Annotated in this window: 23 protein-coding genes and 1 pseudogene; 8 read left to right on the top strand and 16 right to left on the bottom strand. The window is 60.9% G+C overall.

From position 1 onward, the window contains the following. Nucleotides 1–83 precede the first annotated feature (83 nt). Both AS026_RS15680 and AS026_RS15675 read right to left on the bottom strand, forming a co-directional pair. Nucleotides 84–335 (bottom strand): exodeoxyribonuclease VII small subunit, encoded by a 252-nt coding sequence (locus AS026_RS15680; protein ID WP_018858969.1) that lies wholly within the window; start codon nucleotides 333–335, stop codon nucleotides 84–86. Nucleotides 336–337: 2 nt separating this feature from the next. Next, nucleotides 338–1,273: a histone deacetylase family protein gene (locus AS026_RS15675; protein ID WP_062370518.1), complete on the bottom strand. Its 936-nt coding sequence runs from the start codon at nucleotides 1,271–1,273 to the stop codon at nucleotides 338–340. Nucleotides 1,274–1,433: 160 nt separating this feature from the next. On the opposite strand from AS026_RS15675, the gene AS026_RS15670 reads away from it, so the two are divergent. Further along, nucleotides 1,434–1,829: an acyl-CoA thioesterase gene (locus AS026_RS15670; RefSeq protein WP_018858971.1), complete on the top strand. Its 396-nt coding sequence runs from the start codon at nucleotides 1,434–1,436 to the stop codon at nucleotides 1,827–1,829. On the opposite strand, the gene AS026_RS15665 is transcribed toward AS026_RS15670, so the two are convergent. Genes AS026_RS15665 through AS026_RS15655 form a run of 3 tightly spaced genes read right to left on the bottom strand, consistent with a single transcriptional unit; the run spans nucleotide 1,826 to nucleotide 3,695 of the window. Next, complete coding sequence (locus AS026_RS15665; protein ID WP_018858972.1) at nucleotides 1,826–2,389, bottom strand: biotin transporter BioY; 564 nt, start codon at nucleotides 2,387–2,389, stop codon at nucleotides 1,826–1,828. The two genes, AS026_RS15670 and AS026_RS15665, sit on opposite strands and share 4 nt — an antisense overlap. A gap of 23 nt (nucleotides 2,390–2,412) precedes the next feature. After that, the gene (locus AS026_RS15660) at nucleotides 2,413–3,021 is read right to left on the bottom strand and encodes a CbiQ family ECF transporter T component (RefSeq protein ID WP_025661083.1); all 609 of its coding nucleotides are present in this window, start codon (nucleotides 3,019–3,021) and stop codon (nucleotides 2,413–2,415) included. Further along, the gene (locus AS026_RS15655) at nucleotides 3,018–3,695 is read right to left on the bottom strand and encodes an energy-coupling factor ABC transporter ATP-binding protein (RefSeq protein WP_062370516.1); all 678 of its coding nucleotides are present in this window, start codon (nucleotides 3,693–3,695) and stop codon (nucleotides 3,018–3,020) included. Before AS026_RS15655 ends, AS026_RS15660 begins: the two co-directional genes overlap by 4 nt. Before the next feature lie 148 nt (nucleotides 3,696–3,843). On the opposite strand from AS026_RS15655, the gene AS026_RS15650 reads away from it, so the two are divergent. The 3 genes and pseudogenes from AS026_RS15650 to AS026_RS43390 all read left to right on the top strand — a co-directional run. Beyond that, a complete protein-coding gene (locus AS026_RS15650; RefSeq protein ID WP_025661085.1) occupies nucleotides 3,844–5,034 on the top strand; it encodes a winged helix-turn-helix domain-containing protein in 1,191 nt (396 codons plus the stop codon). Nucleotides 5,035–5,157: 123 nt separating this feature from the next. Continuing rightward, complete coding sequence (locus tag AS026_RS44555) at nucleotides 5,158–5,502, top strand: KTSC domain-containing protein (protein WP_082728543.1); 345 nt, start codon at nucleotides 5,158–5,160, stop codon at nucleotides 5,500–5,502. Between the two features lie 13 nt (nucleotides 5,503–5,515). Then, a pseudogene (locus tag AS026_RS43390) lies at nucleotides 5,516–5,785 on the top strand (DNA glycosylase AlkZ-like family protein); the annotation flags it as partial. Here the strand turns inward: AS026_RS43390 and ribB are convergent. The 3 genes from ribB to AS026_RS15630 form a co-directional block, all read right to left on the bottom strand. Further along, nucleotides 5,782–6,885: a 3,4-dihydroxy-2-butanone-4-phosphate synthase gene (gene ribB, locus AS026_RS15640; RefSeq protein ID WP_018858978.1), complete on the bottom strand. Its 1,104-nt coding sequence runs from the start codon at nucleotides 6,883–6,885 to the stop codon at nucleotides 5,782–5,784. The pseudogene AS026_RS43390 and the gene ribB overlap by 4 nt on opposite strands. Before the next feature lie 11 nt (nucleotides 6,886–6,896). Beyond that, complete coding sequence (aroC, locus tag AS026_RS15635) at nucleotides 6,897–7,994, bottom strand: chorismate synthase (protein ID WP_018858979.1); 1,098 nt, start codon at nucleotides 7,992–7,994, stop codon at nucleotides 6,897–6,899. Nucleotides 7,995–8,155: 161 nt separating this feature from the next. Continuing rightward, nucleotides 8,156–11,323, bottom strand: a complete 3,168-nt coding sequence (locus AS026_RS15630; protein WP_062370514.1) for a bifunctional diguanylate cyclase/phosphodiesterase — start codon at nucleotides 11,321–11,323, stop codon at nucleotides 8,156–8,158. A 246-nt stretch (nucleotides 11,324–11,569) separates the two neighbouring features. Here AS026_RS15630 and AS026_RS15625 point away from each other — a divergent pair, with 246 nt between their 5' ends. After that, nucleotides 11,570–11,830: a DUF1344 domain-containing protein gene (locus AS026_RS15625; RefSeq protein WP_018858981.1), complete on the top strand. Its 261-nt coding sequence runs from the start codon at nucleotides 11,570–11,572 to the stop codon at nucleotides 11,828–11,830. Nucleotides 11,831–11,836: 6 nt separating this feature from the next. Here the strand turns inward: AS026_RS15625 and AS026_RS15620 are convergent, their stop codons facing one another. The 4 genes from AS026_RS15620 to AS026_RS15605 all read right to left on the bottom strand — a co-directional run bounded on the left by AS026_RS15620 (nucleotide 11,837) and on the right by AS026_RS15605 (nucleotide 15,333). Next, nucleotides 11,837–12,427, bottom strand: a complete 591-nt coding sequence (locus tag AS026_RS15620) for a histidine phosphatase family protein (RefSeq protein WP_025661090.1) — start codon at nucleotides 12,425–12,427, stop codon at nucleotides 11,837–11,839. An 84-nt stretch (nucleotides 12,428–12,511) separates the two neighbouring features. Beyond that, nucleotides 12,512–13,330: an enoyl-ACP reductase FabI gene (gene fabI, locus AS026_RS15615; RefSeq protein ID WP_025661091.1), complete on the bottom strand. Its 819-nt coding sequence runs from the start codon at nucleotides 13,328–13,330 to the stop codon at nucleotides 12,512–12,514. Between the two features lie 123 nt (nucleotides 13,331–13,453). Then, nucleotides 13,454–14,623: a DnaJ C-terminal domain-containing protein gene (locus AS026_RS15610; RefSeq protein ID WP_062370512.1), complete on the bottom strand. Its 1,170-nt coding sequence runs from the start codon at nucleotides 14,621–14,623 to the stop codon at nucleotides 13,454–13,456. Nucleotides 14,624–14,874: 251 nt separating this feature from the next. Beyond that, nucleotides 14,875–15,333 carry an RT0821/Lpp0805 family surface protein gene (locus tag AS026_RS15605; protein ID WP_018858985.1) on the bottom strand — a complete coding sequence of 153 codons (459 nt, stop codon included), beginning with the start codon at nucleotides 15,331–15,333 and terminating at the stop codon, nucleotides 14,875–14,877. 66 nt (nucleotides 15,334–15,399) lie between these two features. On the opposite strand from AS026_RS15605, the gene pdxH reads away from it, so the two are divergent. Beyond that, nucleotides 15,400–16,020 carry a pyridoxamine 5'-phosphate oxidase gene (gene pdxH, locus AS026_RS15600; RefSeq protein ID WP_062370510.1) on the top strand — a complete coding sequence of 207 codons (621 nt, stop codon included), beginning with the start codon at nucleotides 15,400–15,402 and terminating at the stop codon, nucleotides 16,018–16,020. A 5-nt stretch (nucleotides 16,021–16,025) separates the two neighbouring features. Here the strand turns inward: pdxH and AS026_RS15595 are convergent, their stop codons facing one another. Further along, on the bottom strand, nucleotides 16,026–17,078 hold the full coding sequence (locus AS026_RS15595; protein ID WP_062370508.1) for a polysaccharide deacetylase family protein: 1,053 nt from the start codon (nucleotides 17,076–17,078) through the stop codon (nucleotides 16,026–16,028). 226 nt (nucleotides 17,079–17,304) lie between these two features. On the opposite strand from AS026_RS15595, the gene AS026_RS15590 reads away from it, so the two are divergent. Together AS026_RS15590 and AS026_RS15585 are read left to right on the top strand one after the other, a co-directional pair. Beyond that, on the top strand, nucleotides 17,305–18,582 hold the full coding sequence (locus tag AS026_RS15590) for a D-alanyl-D-alanine carboxypeptidase family protein (protein ID WP_062370506.1): 1,278 nt from the start codon (nucleotides 17,305–17,307) through the stop codon (nucleotides 18,580–18,582). 58 nt (nucleotides 18,583–18,640) lie between these two features. Beyond that, the gene (locus AS026_RS15585) at nucleotides 18,641–18,949 is read left to right on the top strand and encodes a nucleoside triphosphate pyrophosphohydrolase family protein (protein ID WP_018858989.1); all 309 of its coding nucleotides are present in this window, start codon (nucleotides 18,641–18,643) and stop codon (nucleotides 18,947–18,949) included. On the opposite strand, the gene AS026_RS15580 is transcribed toward AS026_RS15585, so the two are convergent. The 3 genes from AS026_RS15580 to AS026_RS15570 form a co-directional block, all read right to left on the bottom strand. Next, on the bottom strand, nucleotides 18,946–19,443 hold the full coding sequence (locus AS026_RS15580) for a GNAT family N-acetyltransferase (protein WP_062370504.1): 498 nt from the start codon (nucleotides 19,441–19,443) through the stop codon (nucleotides 18,946–18,948). The two genes, AS026_RS15585 and AS026_RS15580, sit on opposite strands and share 4 nt — an antisense overlap. Before the next feature lie 19 nt (nucleotides 19,444–19,462). Beyond that, complete coding sequence (gene tldD / locus AS026_RS15575; RefSeq protein WP_062370502.1) at nucleotides 19,463–20,878, bottom strand: metalloprotease TldD; 1,416 nt, start codon at nucleotides 20,876–20,878, stop codon at nucleotides 19,463–19,465. Between the two features lie 84 nt (nucleotides 20,879–20,962). Then, nucleotides 20,963–21,550 carry an invasion associated locus B family protein gene (locus AS026_RS15570; RefSeq protein WP_062370500.1) on the bottom strand — a complete coding sequence of 196 codons (588 nt, stop codon included), beginning with the start codon at nucleotides 21,548–21,550 and terminating at the stop codon, nucleotides 20,963–20,965. Between the last annotated feature and the right edge of the window lie 190 nt (nucleotides 21,551–21,740).

Raw genomic sequence — 21,740 nt, 5'->3', positions numbered from 1 at the left:
TTACCGATGGCGGACTAGGAAAACTTGATCGCCAGGAGGCGACGCTCTGTTCATCACGACGACGATTTCGGCAAAACTCTTGCTTATGCCCCGTCCAGCGGCTCGACGCCCTGCGGCCTGCCAGATCGGTCAAGGCGGATCTTTTCGATGCGGTTTTCGGCGGCCGAAAGCAGCGTTTCGCAGTGCTTCTTCAGCGCTTCGCCGCGCTCGTAGATCTCGATGGATTCGTCCAGCGCCACGTCGCCGCGTTCCAGCCGGGCCACGATGCTTTCGAGCTCTGCAACCGCCTTCTCGAAGGAAAGACCGGAAACGTCCGGCTTGGCGCTGTCAGTCATACTCAACCCTTCATCATTCTAAGAATATGCAGGCCAGCCGACTCGGCGAGGCCTTCGAGATCATAGCCGCCTTCCAGCAGGCTGACGACCCGGTTTGCGGCACTTTTGTCGGCGACCTCAAGCAACCGCCCGGTTGCCCAGTCGAAATCCTCGCCGACGAGATTGATCTGCGCCAAGGGATCGCGGTGATGCGCATCGAAGCCGGCGGAGATGATGATCAGGTCTGGGCGAAAATCAACGAGCGCAGGCAACACCCGTGATTTGAACGCTTCGCGGAAGTGATCGCTGCCGACATTCGGAGACAGCGGCGCGTTGACGATGGTACCGTGCTTGCCGCTTTCCTCCTTCGCGCCGGTGCCGGGGTAAAGCGGCATCTGGTGCGTCGAGCAGAAGAGCACGGAGGGATCGTCCCAGAAGATGTCCTGCGTGCCGTTGCCGTGATGCACGTCCCAGTCGACGATCGCCACACGCTCCGCACCGTGCGCTTTCTGGGCATGGCGGGCGGCGATCGCGGCATTGTTGAAGAAGCAGAAGCCCATTGCCGTTGATTTTTCGGCATGATGGCCCGGCGGGCGGGCCGCAACGAAGACGTTATCGGCCTTGCCGGCAAACACATCATCGACCGCGGCCATCGCGCCGCCGATCCCCGTCAGTGCCGCTTCGAAGCTCTTTCGGCTGGCGTAAGTATCGGCCTCGAGCTGATTGATCTCGCCATCCTCTTCGGGCACCTGGCGCAGCACTGACAGCAGGTGCTCTTCGGGATGGGCGAGCAGAACGGCTTCTTCGGCGGCCTGCGGTGCGCGCTTGCGGTCAAGACCTGCGAAGTTCGGATGTTCCAGCGCCACGTTGATCGCCCGCAGACGGTCGGACCGTTCGGGATGGCCGGCGGGCGTGACGTGTTCCAGGAAGATCGGGTGCTCGTAAAGGCGGGTGCTCATGGTGTCACTCTATCTTTCCGTCCCGTCATGATCCACAGCAGATGGGGCTCGGCGCGGCAATTTCAACAAGCGCGCGCCTTGGTCATGGGGCCAGTCCTGCGTTTACTTCGTCCGGCCCCGCGGCTAGTCTTTAGGGAGGGGAGAATTGGCAGAAAGATCAATGAACGAGGTCACGCGTACCGTTGAGATGAATGTGCCGTTCCGCGACGTCGACATGAACGGCCAGGTTTTCTTGGGCTCCTACATTTCCTATGCCGAGTCGGTGCTGGCGACCTTCTGGTCGTCGAGGCCGCAACTGGCGAATGAGCCGCTTTATATCGCCAGTAAGGTGACCTGTATCCTCCATCGGCCGCTGCATTACGATGAGCGGGTCGTGTTCACGGCGTCGGTCGACAAGATCGGCATGCGTTCGGTCGGCTTCATCATTTCGGCCGATATCGGCGACGAGCGCTCCGCCGAGGTCGAAATTATCTGGCAGGCGCGCTCGCGCGACGATCGTTCGCCAGTTCCGCTTCCCGAAGACACGCGTGACTGGCTTTATGGTTTCGTCGATTAGCTGCGCACCGGCAGGAGGGGATAGCCGACCATGACCGCGCGGCCGACAAGTGCCGCAACGAAGGCCTTGACGACGTCGCCGGGGATAAATGCCATTGAGCCGAGGAACGCCTTGGAGAGGCCAAGCTGGGCGGCGAACGCCAGATAGACGATGCCGCAGGCGTAGAGAACCACGATGCCGCCGATCATCGCGGCGAAGAAGAAGCCGACCGTCTGCACCAACGCCGACTGTTCGGATTTGACCAGCCGTTCGCTGAGATAACCGGTGACGAAGGCTGCCAGCACCCAGCCGATCAGAAAGCCGGTGGTCGGTGCGGCAAAGGCAGCAAGTCCGCCACGACCGCCGGAAAGCACAGGAAGGCCGATCGCGACAAGCACGAGAACGATCAGGACCGCGATCGTGCCGCGGCGCGCGCCGAGCACGACACCCGCCATCATGACGCCGAGCGACTGCGCCGTAATCGGCACCGGTATGAAGCCGAGCGTGATCGGCGGCAGAATGCCGAGCGCGACGATGATGGCCGCAAAGAGGGCGGAGAGAACGAGGTCGCGAGTGCTCATGCAGGGCTCCTGTTAGCGAGTTCTCAATTGACATGCCGCCGAACGCCGCGCGCGTCAATTGCCGCAGCAATGTTATCCGCATCCCTCAGCGTCAGAATGATCAATGGCACGAGCACGGTTGTCGGCCGCACCTTGATACCGCGCGCCGCGTGCGCCTCGCGGATGGCACGATAACGATCGAGAATCTCGGGAACAAAGCGGACGACGAGCCCGACAGCCAGCCCGACATCGTCGGCCCGAAGAAGTCCGAGCCGCTCCAGTGGCCTGGCCAGCAGGGTAATTTCGTCGATGAATTGCGCAATAGCAGTTGTTGCAGTCACTGCAGCGGCAAACAGCATCAATGCCGTGAGACGGAGCAGGGCGACGACGGCGATATGCCAGGGATTGAAGGCCAGGCTGAACAACGCCACGATGAGGATCGTCAGGAAGACCGGCTTCAGTCGCGCAAGCGCGGATCGCGCCGGAAGGCCGATGCTGAAGTAGATCCCGGCCGTCGCGAGCACTCCAAGGGCAAGCAACAGGAAGTTCGCCGTAAGGAAGAGCATGACGCCGAGGGCCGCAAGAACAAGCAGCTTGGCGCGGGCCGAAACCCGATGCATGGCGCTGTTGCCTTCGACGAAAAGCGACTTCATCGGCTTGCGATCTCCCTGTAGCGGCGGATCGCCTCTCCGGCCGGCGCGTCGGCGACGAGAATGCCCTCATGGAAAACCAGTACGCGCTCGTAATCCGCGACCAGTTCCAGATCGTGGCTGATGACGATCGCGCTCTCCGGAAGGCTTTCCACCAGCCTTTGCACGAGGCTGCGGTTCTTGAGGTCCAGCTGATTGGTCGGCTCGTCCAGGATGAGAATATCGGGCCCGGTTGCGAGCACGGAGCAAAGGGCGGCAAGTTGCAGCTCTCCGCCCGAGAGCTCGTGCGCCCGGCGGTCGGCAAGACGGGCCGCGCTGAAACGCTGCAGGACCGCCTCCACCTTCGCCGTAATTTCCGCCGGCTTGTAGCCGCGGAACTTCAGACCGAAGGCGATGTCGTCGCGCACGACCGGCAGGATGATCTGGTTTTGCGGCGACTGGAAGATGAAGCCGACATCGGTGAGAACGGCCTTGGCGTCGGCCGTGTCGCGACCGTTGACGATCACCCGCCCGATGCTCGGCTTGGTCAGGCCGTTGATGAGGCGCGCAAAGGTCGTCTTGCCCGAGCCGTTGAGGCCGATGATGCCGATGCGCTTTTCTATGAGCTGCAGCGTCACGGGCGCCAGCGCGACGCGCGCACCATAGCTGACCCCTGCGCCTTCGAAACGGATATCCACCTGGTCCCTCGTGAATTGAGAGGCCGTTCTATAACGAATTTCGCGCTTTGAAAGCTCAAAATCTCGCAATGAATGCCGGCCGCTCCTACCTGATGATCGTCCTAACTTAACGGGTGGCTAGGAACATTTTCCGTTCTATGATGTGCACATGACGAATCTCATTTCGAATTCCGATGCCCGCCGCATATTCCTCGCCAAGCAAGGCCTGAGCGCGCCGCCGAACAAGGCGCTGACGAAGGGCGGCCTGCTGGAGCTCATCCACGAACTCGGCTTCGTGCAGGTGGACAGCATCCAGACGGTGGAGCGAGCCCATCACCAGATCCTGTTTTCCCGCAACCAGACTTACAAACGCGAGCATCTGACGGCGCTATTGGAGAAGGACGGCTCGCTCTTCGAGCACTGGACGCACGACGCCTCGATCCTGCCGAGCGCCTTCTTCCGATACTGGAAACACAAGTTCCGCCACGAGGAAGAGGTAATCGGCGAGCGCTGGCGAAAATGGCAGGGGGAGGGGTTCGAACACGCCTTCGACGAGACATTTGAGCGCGTCACTCGTGACGGCGCCATCATGGCGCGCGAGATCAAGGCGGACGGGCATGTTTCCGGCGGCTGGTGGAATTGGCATCCCAACAAGACGGCGCTGGAATATTTCTGGCGCACCGGCAAGTTCGCCATCGCCGGACGCTCGAACTTCCAGAAAATCTATGATCTCGTCGAACGCGTCATTCCGCCTGAGTTTCACGAGCCGGAAGTCACCTACGAGGAGTTTGTCGACTGGGCCTGCCGCAGCGCGCTGACCCGACTGGGCTTTGCCACGCATGGCGAAATCGCCGCCTTCTGGGATCTGTTGTCGCCCGATGAAGCGAAAGCCTGGGTCAACGCGCATCGCGACGAGTTGATCGAAGTCCTGATCGAGCCGGCGCTTGGCGGAAAGCCGCGCCCCTCCTGGGCCGTCCCCGACCTGCTTACGAGCATGCAGGACTATCCCGGCGCACCGCCGCGCGTGCGCGTGCTCAGCCCCTTCGATCCGATGATCCGCGACCGCAATCGCACCGAACGGCTCTTCGGTTTCTTCTATCGCATCGAGGTTTTCGTGCCCGAGCCGAAGCGGGAATACGGATACTATGTCTTCCCGCTGCTTGAAGGCGACAAGCTGATCGGCCGCATCGACATGAAGGCCGATCGCAAAGGCGGAAGCCTCGACGTCAAGCGTCTGTGGCTGGAACCGGGCGTACGCCCGTCGGCCGGGCGGATCGAAAAGCTTCTCGCCGAACTTGACCGACTGGCCAAATTCACTGGCGTTGAACAGGTCGTCCTAATGGATGGTTGGCAAGGCTGAGCGGCGCTCGTCGATAGTCGATATTTTAGGAAATTGCGTCGCAATTACAAAGAATTAATGTTGATGCGCGCTTTACCATGCTTGTCTTGAACTCTTTAAGAGCCGCCTGCGTAGGATGGCTGCATGAAAACACGAGCCATCAAATTCGCCGCATTGGCGGCACTGAACAGCCTTCGCCGTGAAGTGAGGGCCTTGCTGCGCAAGCGGCGCGATGCGCGCGCCGCCGCGATCGTCACACGGGCCGGACGGCAGGCGAAGATGGAGCCGTTGGCAGTGAAGTCAACGCTGATCGATGCGGTCTATTTCAGCCAAGAGGATGGCCGGCTTCGCGTCTGTCTGAGCAACGGCGAAGAGCGGCAGTTCGAGGGCGTGGCGGAAGCCGAGGTCATCGCGATGGTCACCGCCCAATCGCCGGGAAAATACTATATCGAGAACGTCAGCGGTCGCTTCAAGCGCATCGCCGCCTGAGCGCGAAGCAGGCGGCCGCCTCTATCGCATCGAGGTTTTCGTGCCGAGCCGAAGCGGGCATGCGGCTACTATGTCTTCCCGCGCTTAAAGGCGACAAGCAGATCGGCCGCATCGACATGAAAGCAGATGGCAAAGGCGGGAGCCTCGACGTCAAGCGCCTATGGCTGGAGCCGGGCGTGCGCCCCCGACCGGTCGCCTGGACCGGCTCGACGCCGAGTCGCAACGCATCGCGCGGTTCTCCGGCGTCGAGAAGGTCGCCTATCTCGACGAATGGCGGGCTTAGTAGATCTCTGTCTTCGAAATCTTGATGCCGAAGCCTTCGAGACCGACATAGTGCCGCTCGCGGCTCGTCAGGAGCCGGATCGACGATACGCCGAGATCCTTGAGGATCTGTGCGCCGAGACCGATTTCCAGCCACTCGCTGTCGCGCACCTGTGCCTCGACGTGTGCCTCGCGTCCCTGGCTGCGTGCCTTGCGACCACTGTCCGAATGACCGACGCCGACGGAGCCTTCCCGCAGGTAGACGATGATCCCGCGACCTTCCTCGGCAATCTTCTTCATGTAGTGGTCGACGGGACGGCGCTTGCCGAAAAGGTCCTCGGCGACATTCTCAGGGTGCAGGCGCACCGGAATGTCGATGCCGTCGCGGATGTCGCCGAAAACGACGGCGAGGTGCTGCATCGTATCCCAAGGCAGCGAATAGGTATGCGCCTTGGCCTTGCCGAAGGGTGTTTCGATGTCGAAGCTCTGGCCGAGTTCGATCAGCGTTTCCTTTCGCTGGCGGTAAGCGATCAGGTCGGCAACGGACACCAGCTTCAGGCTATGCGTTTCAGCGAATTCGACGACCTGCTGCCCGCGCGTGACGGTCCCGTCATCGTTGACGAGTTCGCAGATCACGCCGATCGGCGGAAGGCCGGCGAGCTTGCAGAGATCGACAGCAGCTTCCGTGTGGCCCGAGCGCATAAGCACTCCGCCTTCCCGCGCAACGAGCGGGAAGATGTGACCCGGGCGCACGAAGTCGGCGGCGCCGACATTGGGATTGGCGAGGTTGCGAACGGTCAGCGTCCGGTCGTCGGCGGAAATGCCGGTCGTCGTGCCGTGCTTGAAATCGACCGAAACGGTGAACGCCGTCGTGTGCGCCGAGTCGTTTTCGGCAACCATCGCATTCAGGTTGAGCCGGCGGGCCTCCTCCTTCGGCATCGGTGTGCAGACGATGCCGGAGGTGTGACGGACGATGAACGCCATCTTCTCCGCGGTACAGTGAACGGCCGCGACGATCAGGTCGCCTTCGTTCTCGCGGTCGTTGTCATCCATCACCACGACGATTTCGCCGGCCTCGAAGGCCCGGATCGCATCGACGACGCGCTTCTGATCGTAAGGCATGTCTGTATTTCCTATTTCAGTCGGCCGGTCTGGCCGCGGTCACGGAGGTAGTGGTCGGCGATGGCGCAGGCGACCATCGCCTCGCCGATCGGCACGGCGCGGATGCCGACGCACGGATCATGCCGTCCCTTGGTGCGGATATTAACATTGTTGCCGTCGGCATCGATCGACTGGCGCTCGGTCAGGATCGACGAGGTTGGCTTGATGGCGAAGCGCGCGATAACCGGCTGGCCAGTCGAAATGCCGCCGAGGATGCCGCCCGCCTTGTTCGACAGGAACAAGGGCTTGCCGTCATTGCCCATGCGCATCTCGTCGGCGTTTTCCTCGCCGGTGATCTCGGCGGCTTCGAAGCCGTTGCCAATCTCGACACCCTTGACGGCATTGATCGACATCAGCAGCGAGGCGATGTCCTGGTCAAGCTTGCCATAGATGGGGGCGCCGAGGCCCGCCGGCACGCCTTCGGCCACGACTTCGACGACGGCGCCGATCGAGGAGCCGTTCTTGCGGATACCGTCGAGATATTCTTCCCAGACGGGAACGATCGCGGCATCAGGTGCAAAGAACGGATTCTGGTCGACCTGGTCCCAATCCCAGTTCTGGCGGTTGATCTTGTGCTTGCCGATCTGCACCAAGGCGCCGCGCACCTTGACCTCAGGCACAACAAGACGGGCAATGCCGCCAGCCGCCACGCGTGCCGCCGTTTCGCGGGCCGAGGAACGGCCGCCGCCGCGATAGTCGCGGATGCCGTATTTCACATCGTAGGTGTAGTCGGCATGGCCGGGCCGATATTGCCGTGAGATCTCACCGTAATCCTTGGAGCGCTGGTCGGTGTTCTCGATCATCATCGAGATCGGCGTACCGGTCGAAATCATCGTCTCGCCGTCAGCGTCCAGCATGACCCCGGACAGAATCTTGACCAGATCGGCCTCGCGACGCTGCGTTACAAAGCGCGACTGGCCGGGCTTTCGCTTGTCGAGCCAGACCTGAATATCCTCGAGCTTGAAGCGCAGACCGGGGGGGCAGCCGTCAACGACGCAGCCGAGCGCCGGGCCGTGGCTTTCGCCCCAGGTGGTTACGCGGAAGAGATGACCGAATGTATTGTGCGACATGTGTCCCGACCGGATCACGCCAACCGATCGTCACCGGCGGCGTCCTTCATCTGAAAATGCGCGACACTCATAGGCCAAAAAAACGCGGCGGCAAAAGCCTTTCTTTGCTCCAAATCGCCAACGAAAGGAAATGGTGTTTCCGCGGATTGTGAACGATGGCCTCAGGAGGCGATGCGCCAGGAGCTTTCGATCGCCATCTCCGTGAAATCCTCGAAGGACAGCGGGCGGGAGAAGGCATAGCCCTGCAGGAGGTCACAGCCGAGTTCGTCAAGGAGGGTGGCATGCGCTGCCGTTTCGACGCCCTCGGCCACCGTTTCGACGCCGAGCGAGCGGGCGATGTCGATGATCGAGCTGACCAGCGCGCGCTCCTGCGGCGAATTCATGATCGGCTGAACCAGCTGCCGGTCGATCTTCAGCCGCTTCGGCTTCAGCTTGAGGAGGCTGACAATCGACGTGTGACCCGTTCCGAAATCGTCGATTTCGATGTCGACCCCGAGCGTCTTGATCCGCTCGAGGTTATGCGCGGCTACATCCTCGCTTTCGTCGAGGAAGATCGACTCGACCAGTTCAAAGGAGAGTTCGCCGGGGCGGATCTGCAGGCCACTCAGCGATTCTGCGAGCATTTCGTCATGCAGCCGTCGCGCCGAAACGTTGACCGAAATCTTCGGAATGGTCACACCCAGTGCCGCCCAACGCATCTTGTCCTTCAGCGCGGTGTCGAGCACGATGCGGTCTAGCGTCTGGACGACGTTGATCTCGTCGGCGACCTTCAGGAACTTGTCCGGCGTCAACAATCCGCGGGAAGGATGCTGCCAGCGAACCAGGGCTTCGACGCCGGTGAGTTGCATCGTGCGCGCCGAGAACTGCGGCTGATACCAGGCGATAAACTCGCCGTTCTCGATGCCGGCAAGGATCTCGTCGGCCAGGCGCTTGTTGTTGATGATGTCGGCCTGGAGATTGTGATTGAAGAACTCGTAGCGGTTCCGGCCCTGGCTCTTGGCGCGGTAAAGGGCGATGTCGGCATTGATCAGCACCTTGCGTGCATCGACGTGCACGCCATTGGCGAGCGCGATGCCGATGGAGACGCCGCAGCGGCAGGCAAAGCCCTCGAAGTCGATCGGCTGGCGCATCTGCTCGATGATCCGGCCTGCAAGGGCAGACATATCCGTATCGCTGGCGTTGTGCGCCAGGATCACGAACTCATCGCCGCCGATGCGCGCCACGAGGTCGTCTTGGCGCAGGTTCCTCGACAGTACCCGCGATGCATGGATCAGCATTGCGTCGCCTGCGGCATGGCCAAGCGTGTCGTTGATCTCCTTGAACCTGTCGAGGTCGATGTGGAGGATGGCGAATTTCTGCCGCTCGCTCCGCCCGTCGAGGGTCAGCCTTTCAAGCGCGATATCAAGCTTGCGGCGGTTGGCAAGCGCCGTCAGCGGGTCGTGCAGCGAATTGTGCTCGATGCGGTTCTTGGCGATCTCGAGTTCGATGTTCTTGGCGATCGCCTCGTCCTTGGCGGCCTTGAGCTGCACCGTCATCAGCGCATCCTCGGTGATGTCGAAGGCAACGCCGATAATCTTCAGTTTGCCGCCTGAGGTCTTATGCACCTTGCCAGTGGAGCGGACGTAACGCATCGCGCCGTCCTCGACGGGAACCCGACAGATCAGGGTATGAGTGTCACCAAGGCGCTTGAAATGACGCGCGCTTTCGCGAGCCAGTGCCTGGTCCTCCGGCAGAATGCAGGAAAGCCAGACCGGTTCGGTCATGAAGCCGACCCTTGGCTTCAGGCCATAGAGCTCGTGCATCCGGTCGTCCCAGATCGAGCCTTCATCACCGAGCGTCGCCTCCCATATCCCGCACTGATAGGTGTCGAGGGCCAGGTCCAGCTTACCTGAGAGTTCGGCGAGTTCAGCCTCGCGCCGCGACAGTTCGTCCAGCGCCATCTCCAGTTCGGCATTCTTGACGTCGCTGACATCCTTTGCCTTACGCAGGGTTTCGGCCGCTTCCGCGTCGGTGGTGACGTCCCAGACGATCCCGACCGTTTTGTCGTCGCCGGCCGCGTCCGTGTAGAAGGAGCCGATCGACCGCAGGTGTCGGACGCTGCCGTCCTCGGCGATGACGCGGTATTGTGTCTCGTAGGCTGAACCGGCGACGTGGTAGTTGAAGAAATGGACCTCCGCGAGGTGCCGGTCTTCGGCAACGATCGCGGCAAGCCAGTCTTCCAGCGAGTGACTGCCATCTTCTGCCGGCTTCCCGTGGAGCGCTGCGGCCCGGGCATCCCAGAAGAGCGTTTCGCCGTGGTCATGCAGCTCCCATATGCCGATGTTCGACGACTCCAATGCCAGATTGAGGCGCTGCGACAGCTTGAGCAGCGTAGCTTCGCGCACCTTGAGTTGGACGATGTTGCGGTTTCGCTCGCCGAGCAGCAAGGTCGCGAAGAAGACTGGGACGATGGTGATGCAGCCTGCGGCAGCGATAATCAGCCGAAGCGTCGACTGGTTTTCCGGAATCGCGTTCCAACCGGTCTTCGGAGCCGCGGCAATTTCCCAGCGCCCGCCGGCAAAGGCGATCTTTCGCGTCATCGGCCGCTTGTCACGCAAATCCGGTGAGCCGAAAAAGGGTAGGGCCGAGTCCGCAAGAGCGAGGTCGCGAACCGCAATCGAGAGATGGTCGAGGTGCGGATATTTCTCCTGATTCTCACTGTTGTGCGCGGGCTTCAATCCGGTGTTCTGATAGAACATGTTCGCGTCGATCATAACCTCGACTGCGCCCCAGATACGGCGTTGCCCATTTTCCTTCACGAAGACGGGAAAGAAGATTCCGAAAGCTTCCTTGCCGTCGCTGGCGGCGATCGGTCCATAGAAACGCGCCTGCTCGGCGCTGGCGCGCGTCACCGCTTGACGGGCGAGGAGGACCTCGCGGACATCCTTGCCGATGCGACCTTTACCCGCTTGCGAGGGAAAGACATTGCCGACGATAAAGTTCGGCGCGATGGCGACATCCAGGAAGTGGGGATTCTGGATGAGCAGCCAGTTGATCTGCCGCTCCATCTCCTCGGCATTTACGCTGGAATTGACCGCAACCATGTTGGCCAAGTCGCGTACGACGGTAATGTCCATGTTGGTCTGCGCGCTGATGCGCGCACGAATCAGACTCACCTCGTTTTCCGTCCGGATCGTCAGTTCGCGCAGATGAGCGGCAGTATTGGCGCGGTCGAGCCCAAAGCCGACGATGACGACGACAATAGCAACGAGGCCGGAGACTAGGAGGGCAAGGCGTGTATTCCTGAAGACGCGCCGCAACGTGTTGCTGTCTTTGTGGCGGAATAGCAAAACCCAGTCTCCCATATTCGAGGGAGACTTTAGATAGGGACGGTTAATTTACGATTTCGCGGAAATCCTCTTTGCCAGAAAGGCGGACATACGGGGAAAATAATTAACGAATGCATGCGGTTATTGTTAAAGTACTATTCATTAATTGGACGCGGAAGATCATTCTTCCGGGCAAATTTCGCCATATTCGGGGGGTTATCTGTGCGCAGTTGGGTTATCGAGTCGCGTTTTCGAGGGAAGTCCGCCATGCGCTTCGTAGTAGCTACGCTTTTGGCCACAGCGAGTTTCTTGTCGCCGATCGGCGGATTTGCTGAAAGCGCGGACGTCGAGGCGACGATCAAGAAGGTCGATATGACCAATCTCAGCCTCACTCTGGATGACGGAAAAACCTACCAAGCGCCGGAAGAGTTCAATTTTGAGGGGCTGAAGGCGGGCGTCAAGGTTATCGTCTTCTATACCGAGGTCGACGGCAAGCGTGTCATCAACGATCTCGATGTCGTTCAGTAATCGGAACTAGATCCAGCCGATCAACCCGTTGTCCCGATCAATCTTAAGGATCCGGTCCTGTGGAATCTCGCCCTCTGCCGCTTCGTCCTTCGGTAAGGCCGCAATGGTCCTGAAAAGACTGCGTATGACGCCGCCATGAGTCACGCAAACCGTAGGCTTGTCGACGGAATTCAACCAGGACGCCACGCGCCAGGACATGATTTCGTAGCTCTCCGCGTCGTCTCCTGGCGGAATGAAATCCCATTTGTTGAGATTACGCTCGGTGATGCGGTCCCGGGCCGTTGCCTTCAATTCCTTGATCGTGAAACCTTCCCAAGCGCCGAAGGAAACCTCCACTAGGCGCTCGTCGGTTCGATAATCTTTCGACGGAAGACTCATCGCCTCGCGCATGATCTCCATCGTGGCGCGGGTTCGCGCGAGCGGGCTCGCGACGAAGTCAAAGGGGATTGCCTCGACTTTCAGGATTTCTGCGAGGTCGATACCATTCTGCCACGCCTGCGCTCTGCCGATGGCATTGAGCGGGATGTCCTTCTGCCCTTGCAGGCGGCGTTCGGCGTTCCAGTCTGTCTGGCCGTGTCTGACGACGTAGATAAGCAATGATCGGCTCCGTTTACGGCACGCAACCCCTCAATCGCTGTCGCGAAGAAGGGGTCGCGAGCACGACGCAGCAAAGGAGTGCGATCAGTCCTTTATGACGGAAATGTCCGGTGCGTCTACCGCCTTCATGCCGACGACGTGATAGCCGCTGTCGGCATGGTGGACTTCGCCGGTGACCGAGCGAGAAAGATCCGAAAGCAGATATAGGCCGACATCGCCGACCTCTTCGATCGTCACCGTCCGACGCAGCGGCGCATTGTATTCGTTCCACTTCAGAATGTAGCGGAAGTCGCCGATGCCGGAAGCTGCAAGCGTCTTGATCGGGCCGGCGGAGACGGCGTTGACGCGAATGTTCTTCGGTCCGAGGTCGACCGCCAGGTACTTCACGCTGGCTTCCAGCGCCGCCTTGGCAACGCCCATGACGTTGTAGTTCGGCATGACCTTCTCGGCGCCGTAATAGGTCAGAGTCAGCATGGAGCCGCCATCCGTCATCAGCCTCTCGGCGCGACGCGCCACCGAGGTGAAGGAATAGACGGAGATCTGCATGGTCTTGGCGAAGTTGTCGGCCGAGGTATCGACATAGCGGCCGGTCAACTCGTCCTTGTCCGAAAAGCCGATCGCGTGAACGATGAAGTCGATCTTGCCCCACAGCTTTTCGACGTGGTCGAAGACGGCATCGATGGTCGACTCGTCGCTGACATCGCAATGTCCGGCAAGAACGCCGTTTACCTCTGCAACCAGGGGCTCGACGCGCTTCTTCAGTGCATCACCCTGGTAGGTAAATGCGATTTCGCCGCCCTGTGCATGAATAGCCTTGGCAATACCCCACGCAATCGAACGATTGTTGGCAACGCCCATGATGACGCCGCGCTTGCCTGACATGAGGCCTGTTGCCTGAGCCATATTTTGCCCCCTAAGAAATTCTGATAGGTCCTGCCTATGGCATAGGCTGCTAATCGGTTCAAGATTAGTAGCAATCATCAACTGTTAGGGATCGTAACAAAGGGTGCGCTTGTCACCTAAATTTCACAGAAACAGCCCGTTCTTCATGCTTCGCATCAGATCGGTGACTTTGTCGTCAGGTTTTTCCCACAACATAATGCGCAGTTCGACGACGAGATCTCCCTTGCCGCCATCTGCGTTCGCAAGTCCCTGACCGGAAATTCGGATCGTCCTGTCGGAGCCAGACCAGGCGGGAACCGTGACGTTGATCGGCCCGCGAGGGCCCTCGATGCGCGCATCGGTTCCGAGCACGGCATTTTCGATTGTCACCGGCAGCACGGTGTGCAGGTCGAAGCCACTGACGGTAAATCGCTCATCGGGCGCAATGTGGATATTGATGACCGCATCGCCCCGCTGCATGCCGGTCAGCTTGTGGCCTTGGCCCTTGAGACGTACCTGGTGGCCTTCCGTCGTACCGGCGGCCAGCGCAAATCCGGCCTCCCGGCCTTCGCCGAGATCGACCGTCAGCCAGCTGCCCTTGATGAGATCGTCGATGCTCACGGTCTTCGTTGCGAACTGGTCGGGCACCTTTTCAGGTGCCTGCTGCGTCCCGCTGCCGGTGAAGCGACGCACCAGGGAAGTCAGCAAGCTGAGTGGCTGCATGATCGCAGAGGCCTGAGCGGCCGCGTCCTCGGCAGCCTGCTGCTCAGCCTCGGCCTTGCCGGCCTCCGGCTGTTTGTCTGCGATCGCGGCCTCCGTTTCCGGCCGCCTCGCGGCGCCAGCGCTAAAACCCTGGTCGCGACCACCACCGGCTGCGGCGCGTGCCTGCGTGCCGAAGATACGTTCGATCATTTCTTCTGCCGGTTCGGCAGCACCAGTCTTCTGCTGGTTGGCGGCATCGGCCGCGGCCTTCTGGGCGGCGGCGCGCGCGAGTTCTTCCATCACGCGCTCGGCATTGGCTTGCGCTGCCTTGGCACGCATGGCGGCTTCGCGAGCCGCCTGGCGCTGTTGCATGATCGTGTTCTCATTGGCTTTGGCTTCCGCCATGCGCGCGGCATTGTCGAAGAGACTCCGCTTCTTCGGATCCTTCAACGTCTCATAGGCGCGGCCAATCTCGGCAAAGCGGGCGCTCGCCGTCGGATCACCCTGATTGTGGTCCGGGTGAACCGCCTTGGCCATGTGGCGCCAGGCTGCCTTGATCTCGTCCTGCCCCGCGTCCCGCTTGACGCCCAAAATCTTATAAGGATCGCGCATGTCCCCAAACCGCCGGTGTTCCGATGCGGTGTGCCTGTCCCTTGCCCTAGCACCCCGAAGCCTCTGACTTGGCGCTCGGCCTCATCCCCAGGGAAGCAGCCGTGCGCACGTCAGGCGGATTGTGAGTAGAAGTTGCTAATCAGTTCTTAGCCCGCGTGGCGGACAACTCGCTTTTGCGCCGAATGGTTAGCCTTTTACTAAACATCATGAGAGGACGGAACCGCGCGTGTTAAGCGCGCAACGCGCGGCACTCAGCTTTCCGGCTGGAAACTCATCAGTTGCCAGTTGCCGCCGCCGACCAAGCAGGTCTTGCCGTAAAATTTCGCGATGCCGACATAGGAGTGCCGCGTCGTGCGGAACTGGCGGCAAACCTGGCCGGAATCCGTGTTCTCGACGATCGTGTCGATGACGCCGGCGCTGCCGGTCGAGGCATTCGCCCAGGGGAGGGGGCGTCCCTCCAACCTTTGGATATCGGCCGAGGTCACGGCGTTGCCGACGGTCATTTCGTCGGAAATCGAGTCGCTCGTCGGCGCTGGCTGTGGCACGGTGCCAGTCGCAACCGACCGATCGACCTTCGAGCTGCTGAAGAGGTCCAATCCGCTGGAGACGCAGGCGGAGAGGGAGAGCACCGCCGTACCGACAACGCATAGGTCCGCGCTGCGACGCAGCAGACCCTTTGTATGGCGATCTGACTTTGCTATGACTTCCACCCTGCGTCCTGTCCAGTAGCTAAAAGCTGGGCAAACTTCGAATAAACCCGGGGCATTTGAGCTAATATGTCGGCAAATGAGTTAACAAGCGGTGACTTCACCGAGCGAAACGAACCCTTCGATCTTTTCTCGGAGTGGCTGAAAGAGGCAGAAGCTTCCGAGATCAATGACCCGAATGCGGTAGCGCTTGCGACGGTCGACGAGGACGGCCTTCCCAACGTCCGCATGGTACTCCTTAAGGGATTCGATCACGACGGCTTTGTCTTCTACACGAATTTCGAGAGCCAGAAAGGCCAGGAAATTCTCGGACAGAAGAAGGCGGCCATGTGTTTCCACTGGAAAACGCTGCGCCGCCAGGTTCGGTTGCGCGGGCCTGTCGAAGTTGTGACGGACGAAGAAGCAGACGCTTACTTCAAGACGCGCGCCCGCGGCAGCCGGATTGGCGCTTGGGCGTCGAAGCAGTCGCGGCCGCTGGAGAGCCGGTTCGCGCTTGAGAAAGCTGTTGCCGAATACACCGCCCGCTACGCGATCGGCGAGATCCCGCGTCCTGCGCATTGGTCGGGCTTTCGGATCCGGCCGGTGTCGATCGAGTTCTGGAAGGACCAGAAGTTCCGCCTGCATGATCGTATCGAGTTTCGCCGGGCTTCGCCGGAAGGCGATTGGACGAAGGTTCGCATGTATCCGTGAAGCGTTCAGCTCCTGTTTGGCGCAAACCGAAACGGAATACCGGAGGCAAGGCCGGACACGTACCGCACCTTTTGATAGAGACCGTTGATCGAAAGCCTCGGCAGATAGGTCATGTTGTTGAGCGAGCGCTTCGTGACGACACCCGCCTGTGTCGTCACCGCGAGGTCGAAACCGACTTCGCGCGCGATCTGTGCCTGTCTCTGGGTTACGGCCTCGCGCGTGCCATAAGGGTAGGCGAAGGAGCCCGGCCGGTGTCCGGTGATCGCTGCAACGTAGTCGCGGGACACCTCCATCTCGTCGCGAACCTCCTGATCGGAGAGGCGTGAGATCGCCCGGTGGCTGATTGTATGGGCGCCGAGTGAGGCGAGGGGGCTCGCCTCAAGCAGATTGAATTCCGCCGGTGTCATGACGAGATCGTCGACGATTTCGTCCGGATCGATCTCGTGCTTTCGCGCCATCAGGTCGATGGCCGCGACGGCGGCGCGTTCGTCATGTCGATGAAGATGGTTGGCGATGCGCGCGAAAGCGCGGCCCTTTGCTTCGGTCGTCGTGATGTCAAGCATCTCGTGGCCACTACCGAAATCGAAGCCGAGCCTCTCCTCTCTCCGAAGAAGCGCTGCCAGCGTCTCCCACCAGATCGTATGCGTGCGTTCGGCGAGGCCCTTGGCGACGAATACCGTGAAAGGCGCATCGTACTTTTCGAAGATGGGCAGGGCGTAGACGAGATTGTTGCGGTAGCCGTCATCGAGCGTGAAGGCGGCAAAGGGCTGGCTCGACCCGGTTTGCGAAAGCAGCGCTGGAATCTCGTGGAGCGCCACGAAACGATAGCCGTCGCTCTTCAGGCGATCGAGAACGAGATCGAGGAATACCGGCGTGATTTCCAGGTGCGCGTTCGGCGCGAAAGCGGTTTCCTCGCGTGGACGGACATGATGGAGCGTGCAGATGGCCCCAAGTCCGCGCGCGCCGCGCATCACGCCTGCTGCGCGCAGGAGGTTGGCCGTCTCAAGACCGCCTGCAATCGCAATCTGCTTTGCAAGCCCTTTGATACTCGCCGCCATCTCAACTGCTCGCTGGTTTCTGGAGCCGCGAAACTAGCAAGCCTGCGGTTAAGTGTTGCTGAATGAAGATTTTTGAGTGTCCTCTTTACGGGATTTTCACTATGAAAGGTAAAACTTGACAAAAATGGTACCGGTTGCCGCAAAGTCGCGCCATATCGGCGACTGCTGTAGTGGAACGGGACAAATCCGAATGGCGCCGGCTATTCGTTCATTGAGGGGAAATTTCATGAAGAAGCTGTTGGCCGCGATTATGACAGCGACGCTCGTCGTTGCGGCGCCGTTGACCGCGATGGCAGGCAGCGCCTCCCTGATCCTGGATGCCCGAACCGGCAAGGTGCTCAGTGCCGAGAACGCCGATGTGCTGAATCATCCCGCGTCGTTGACGAAGATGATGACCATTTATATGGCCTTCGAGGCGATCAAGCGCGGCAAGATCAGCTGGAACACTCCGCTTGTCATGTCGAGATACGCCGCCTCGCGGCCGCCGACAAAGCTCGGCGTTCGCGCGGGCGATTCCATCACCGTTCAAGAAGCAATCCTCGGCATGATCACCAAGTCGGCCAACGATGCTGCCGCAGCCATGGCCGAGAAGCTCGGCGGTTCCGAAGCCAACTTTGCAGCCATGATGACGCAGAAGGCGCGGCAGCTTGGCATGCGCCGTACGGCCTTCTACAATGCCTCCGGCCTTCCGGATGGTCGGCAGGTCACTACGGCGCGGGACATGTCCACGCTTGCTGTGGCGCTGATGCGGAATTTCCCGAGCGAATACCGCCTGTTCTCGACGGCGAGCTTCACGTTCCGTGGGCGCACGATCCGCGGCCACAACAATCTTATGTACCGCTACCAGGGCATGGACGGCATCAAGACGGGTTATACCAACGCGTCTGGCTTCAATCTGGTCAGCGCTGTCAAGGATGGCGACCGCCGGGTCGTCGGCGTCGTGCTCGGTGGCCGCACTGCCCGCAGCCGCGACGCCAAAATGGCCGGTCTGCTCGACAAGTATCTTGGCCGCTCGGCGGGCGGCAACCTCGTCGCGAGCACCAACTCGCGCCAGACAGTCGAAGTTGCTTCGGCTGCCGCTGATGCCGATCTGCCGATCCCGGGAACTGCGCCGCGCACCAATGATCTCGCGCCGAAGGCGCTCGGCTTTCTGAGCGATACGACTGTACCGTTGGAGCGCCCGTTCGCCGCCGCCGAACCCGCCAATGTCGGCAAGATCGCCGCCAAGTCCGCAGGCGCGCCGTCGGCATCCGGCGACTGGCAGATCCAGATCTCGGCTGCATCGAGCGACGATGCCGCCCGTGCCCTTCTGGCCCAGGCCAAGGCCGAAGGTGGTGCGGCACTGAAGGCCGCATCGCCTTATACCGAGGCCGTCGGCAATGGCGCGAACAAGGTCTATCGCGCTCGCTTTATCGGCTTTCAGAGCCGCGAGGCCGCTACATCTGCCTGCGACGCGCTGAAGCAGCGTTCCTACGACTGCATGCTGTTGCCCGATCACGGCTGATCCATCTCGACTTTCCGACAGAATCAGGGTTCTCCTTTGTAAACAAAAGGAGAACATGATGCTGAGTGATCTCGCCGAAAAGTTCGAGCGTGCGTCGCGGAACTACGCCGATGCCAACGGCATCGAGCGCGACGCCGACTGGTTTCTGCTGAAGCTTCAGGAGGAAATCGGCGAGCTTACCCAGGCTTGGAACCGTGTCAGCGGGAGAGGGCGCAAAAAGGGCAGGTCGGATGAGGAGCTACGGCTGGACCTTGCCGACGAGGCGGCCGATGTCCTCGGCCACATCCTTCTTTTCGCGCACAGGAACGATCTGGATCTCTCAGCGGCAATCAAGCGCAAATGGCTCTTCCGGCCAGAGCAGCGCTAGGCTGCAGTGATCCTGCGCCGATAGAATTTGCTGTCCACGGCCATCAGTGGGAACGATGGCGGAAGCTCACTTTTCGAAACTTCGGCGAATCCATTCTTCTCGTAGAACCGGTGGGCGGCGAGGAATTTATCCGTGGTCCCAAGGAAGATGTCTTTGATCCCCTGAGCCTCCGCATGGTCAACCAACCCGGCAAGAAGACGGGCTGCGACTCCATGTTCGCGACCGCGCACATCGGCAGCAACAAACATCTTGCGCAGCGCCGTCTGGCTGTTGCCGATGTCCTTCAGCCCGATCGTGCCGACGATCTGGCCTTTGCGCACCGCCACCCAGAACTGACCTTTTCCGGATTGATAGGAATCAGGAATGGCGCCGAGATCAGGCTGGTCGTCGGCCGTGATCGCGATGCCGAATTCCTCGCGCTGGATCGGCAGGATCACCGCGAAAACATCATCGATATCGGAGGCAACGAAAGGCCTGATTTCGATTTCGCTCATCGCCGCTGCTCGTTCTAGACTAGGCTTTCGTGCCGCCGACGGTGATCTGATCCATCCTGAGGTGCGGCTGGCCGACACCAACCGGAACCCATTGCCCAGCCTTGCCGCAATTGCCGATCCCGGTGTCGAGCTTCATGTCATTGCCGACCATTGAAACACGCTTCATGGCGTCCGGCCCGTTGCCGATCAGCATCGCGCCCTTGATCGGGGCGCCAATCTTGCCGTTGTCGATCAGGTAGGCCTCCGTGCAGCCGAACACGAACTTGCCCGATGTGATATCCACCTGGCCGCCGCCGAACGAAACCGCGTAAATGCCCTTCTTGACGGAGGAAATGATTTCCTCCGGCGTCTTGTCGCCACCCAGCATGTAGGTGTTGGTCATGCGGGGCATTGGAACGTGGGCATAGCCCTGCCGACGGCCGTTGCCCGTCGGTGTCATGCCCATCAGGCGGGCGTTCTGTCGGTCCTGCATGTACCCGACCAGCTTGCCGTTTTCGATCAGCACGTTGTAGCCGGACGGCGTGCCCTCGTCATCGATGGTGATCGAGCCGCGGCGGTTGTCGATCGTACCGTCGTCAACGACTGTGACGCCGGGCGCCGCAACCATCTGGCCGAGGAGACCGGCAAAGGCCGAGGTCTTTTTCCGGTTGAAATCGCCTTCGAGACCGTGGCCTACCGCTTCGTGCAACATGACACCCGGCCAGCCGGAACCAAGCACGACGTCCATGGTGCCGGCGGGCGCCTCGATCGCCTCCAGGTTCACCAGCGCTTGCCGCAAGGCTTCGTCGGCGCCGTATTGCCAGTTGTCCTCGGCGATGAAATCGCCAAAGCCGATGCGGCCGCCGCTGCCGTAGGAACCGCTCTCCTGGCGGTCGCCTTCGCCTGCAATGACCGAGATGTTGATACGCGTCATCGGCCGGATATCGCGAACGCGGTGACCATCGGCGCGCAGAATATCGACAACCTGCCAGCTGGCGGCGATCGATGCGGTCACCTGGCGCACCTTGGCGTCCTTGCCGCGCAGATAGGCGTCGATGTCCTGTAACACCTTGACCTTCTCTTCGAAGGTCGGCGTGCCGATCGGGTTCTCGTCGGAATAGAGCTTCTTGTTGGTCCGCTGGGGAGCCGCCGCATAGCTGCCCGCATGACCGCGGGTGACGGCGCCAACCGCATCGGCGGCGCGCTTCAGGGCCGCGACGGAGAGGTCGCCCGCATGCGCATAGCCGACCGCTTCGCCGGCAACTGCGCGCAGGCCGAAGCCTTGCTCGGTGTTGAAGCTGCCGCCCTTGAGGCGTCCGTTATCGAACATCAGCGATTCCGCCTGGGAATGTTCGATGTAGAGCTCCCCATCATCAGCGCCGGAAAGCGCCTCGGCAACAAGCGAGCGCATCTTCGCTTCGTCGGCATCGAAAAGCGTCAGGAGATCCGTATTCATATCTTTATGCTCCGCTGAAGCAGGAATGCTATCAGCCGATGTAGGTTCGGTGGACGGTTCCAGCAAGCCCCGAAGGCGAGACGATCAGGGGAGGGCGTCGTAGCCTTCAGCGAAACCCTTGAGGTCGACAGGAATGCCGATCCCCTCTTCCGGCGTCTGGAAGACGATGAAGGTGGCGCTCGCGCCGCTGCGGAAGGTCTTCAGCAGCTCGTCCTCGAGAACGACCTCAGCGTAGCAGCCATCGGCGAAGCAACGTACGAAATAGGCGCGGCCGATATCCTTGCCGTCGACGTTAAGGCCGAGGCCGTTCGGCAGCAGGACGCCGAGCGGGGCGAGGACGCGCAGGATTTTTGACTTGCGGTCGGCGGTCTTCAGCACCACGACGGAGAGACCAACCTCAGGCCGATCCTCGGCTATGACGTTCTGCATCAGGGCGCACTGCTCGGTCGAGACGCCGGCCGGCTTGTCGCAGACGACCGACCATGCGCCGTGGTTCGACTTTACGGTGCCGGGTGCCTGCGGCTGCGTCTGGCCGGGCGTTGCCTGCGTGGCGGGAGCTTGGGGCGCGGGCTGTGCCGGCGCGGGCTGCTGCTGGGCGAAAGCGGGAGCAGTCGCTGCGGCCGCAATGCACGCTGTCAGCACGAACGACCGTGCGAGGGAACGGAAACCCATGAAAACCTCTGCAATTCGAATCAGTGCCGCTAAATTGGGGCGCGCCACCAAAAATGAAAAGCCCCACTCGCTGAAAAGCCGGGGACTACGGCGGAAATGGGACGTTTATCGGAGAATGTTGGCGTAGTCGCGCGCTGCACAAGCTTTATTTCGTCGGTGATAGCGAAAAGATGGAATGTTTCTTTATGCT

The organism is Rhizobium altiplani, assembly GCF_001542405.1.
GTDB classification, from domain to species: Bacteria; Pseudomonadota; Alphaproteobacteria; order Rhizobiales; family Rhizobiaceae; genus Rhizobium; species Rhizobium altiplani.
Note: the sequence above shows the minus strand (reverse complement) of the source record. Positions and strands in the feature narration are given on the sequence as shown.

Excerpts from the sequence above, each read along its gene's own strand:
- AS026_RS15680 (WP_018858969.1), bottom strand. The coding sequence starts at position 335 with ATGACTGACAGCGCCAAGCCGGACGTTTCCGGTCTTTCCTTCGAGAAG.
- AS026_RS15675 (WP_062370518.1), bottom strand. The coding sequence starts at position 1,273 with ATGAGCACCCGCCTTTACGAGCACCCGATCTTCCTGGAACACGTCACG.
- AS026_RS15670 (WP_018858971.1), top strand. The coding sequence starts at position 1,434 with ATGAACGAGGTCACGCGTACCGTTGAGATGAATGTGCCGTTCCGCGAC.
- AS026_RS15665 (WP_018858972.1), bottom strand. The coding sequence starts at position 2,389 with ATGAGCACTCGCGACCTCGTTCTCTCCGCCCTCTTTGCGGCCATCATC.
- AS026_RS15660 (WP_025661083.1), bottom strand. The coding sequence starts at position 3,021 with ATGAAGTCGCTTTTCGTCGAAGGCAACAGCGCCATGCATCGGGTTTCG.
- AS026_RS15650 (WP_025661085.1), top strand. The coding sequence starts at position 3,844 with ATGACGAATCTCATTTCGAATTCCGATGCCCGCCGCATATTCCTCGCC.
- AS026_RS44555 (WP_082728543.1), top strand. The coding sequence starts at position 5,158 with ATGAAAACACGAGCCATCAAATTCGCCGCATTGGCGGCACTGAACAGC.
- ribB (WP_018858978.1), bottom strand. The coding sequence starts at position 6,885 with ATGCCTTACGATCAGAAGCGCGTCGTCGATGCGATCCGGGCCTTCGAG.
- aroC (WP_018858979.1), bottom strand. The coding sequence starts at position 7,994 with ATGTCGCACAATACATTCGGTCATCTCTTCCGCGTAACCACCTGGGGC.
- AS026_RS15625 (WP_018858981.1), top strand. The coding sequence starts at position 11,570 with ATGCGCTTCGTAGTAGCTACGCTTTTGGCCACAGCGAGTTTCTTGTCG.
- fabI (WP_025661091.1), bottom strand. The coding sequence starts at position 13,330 with ATGGCTCAGGCAACAGGCCTCATGTCAGGCAAGCGCGGCGTCATCATG.
- AS026_RS15610 (WP_062370512.1), bottom strand. The coding sequence starts at position 14,623 with ATGCGCGATCCTTATAAGATTTTGGGCGTCAAGCGGGACGCGGGGCAG.
- pdxH (WP_062370510.1), top strand. The coding sequence starts at position 15,400 with ATGTCGGCAAATGAGTTAACAAGCGGTGACTTCACCGAGCGAAACGAA.
- AS026_RS15595 (WP_062370508.1), bottom strand. The coding sequence starts at position 17,078 with ATGGCGGCGAGTATCAAAGGGCTTGCAAAGCAGATTGCGATTGCAGGC.
- AS026_RS15590 (WP_062370506.1), top strand. The coding sequence starts at position 17,305 with ATGAAGAAGCTGTTGGCCGCGATTATGACAGCGACGCTCGTCGTTGCG.
- AS026_RS15585 (WP_018858989.1), top strand. The coding sequence starts at position 18,641 with ATGCTGAGTGATCTCGCCGAAAAGTTCGAGCGTGCGTCGCGGAACTAC.
- AS026_RS15580 (WP_062370504.1), bottom strand. The coding sequence starts at position 19,443 with ATGAGCGAAATCGAAATCAGGCCTTTCGTTGCCTCCGATATCGATGAT.
- tldD (WP_062370502.1), bottom strand. The coding sequence starts at position 20,878 with ATGAATACGGATCTCCTGACGCTTTTCGATGCCGACGAAGCGAAGATG.
- AS026_RS15570 (WP_062370500.1), bottom strand. The coding sequence starts at position 21,550 with ATGGGTTTCCGTTCCCTCGCACGGTCGTTCGTGCTGACAGCGTGCATT.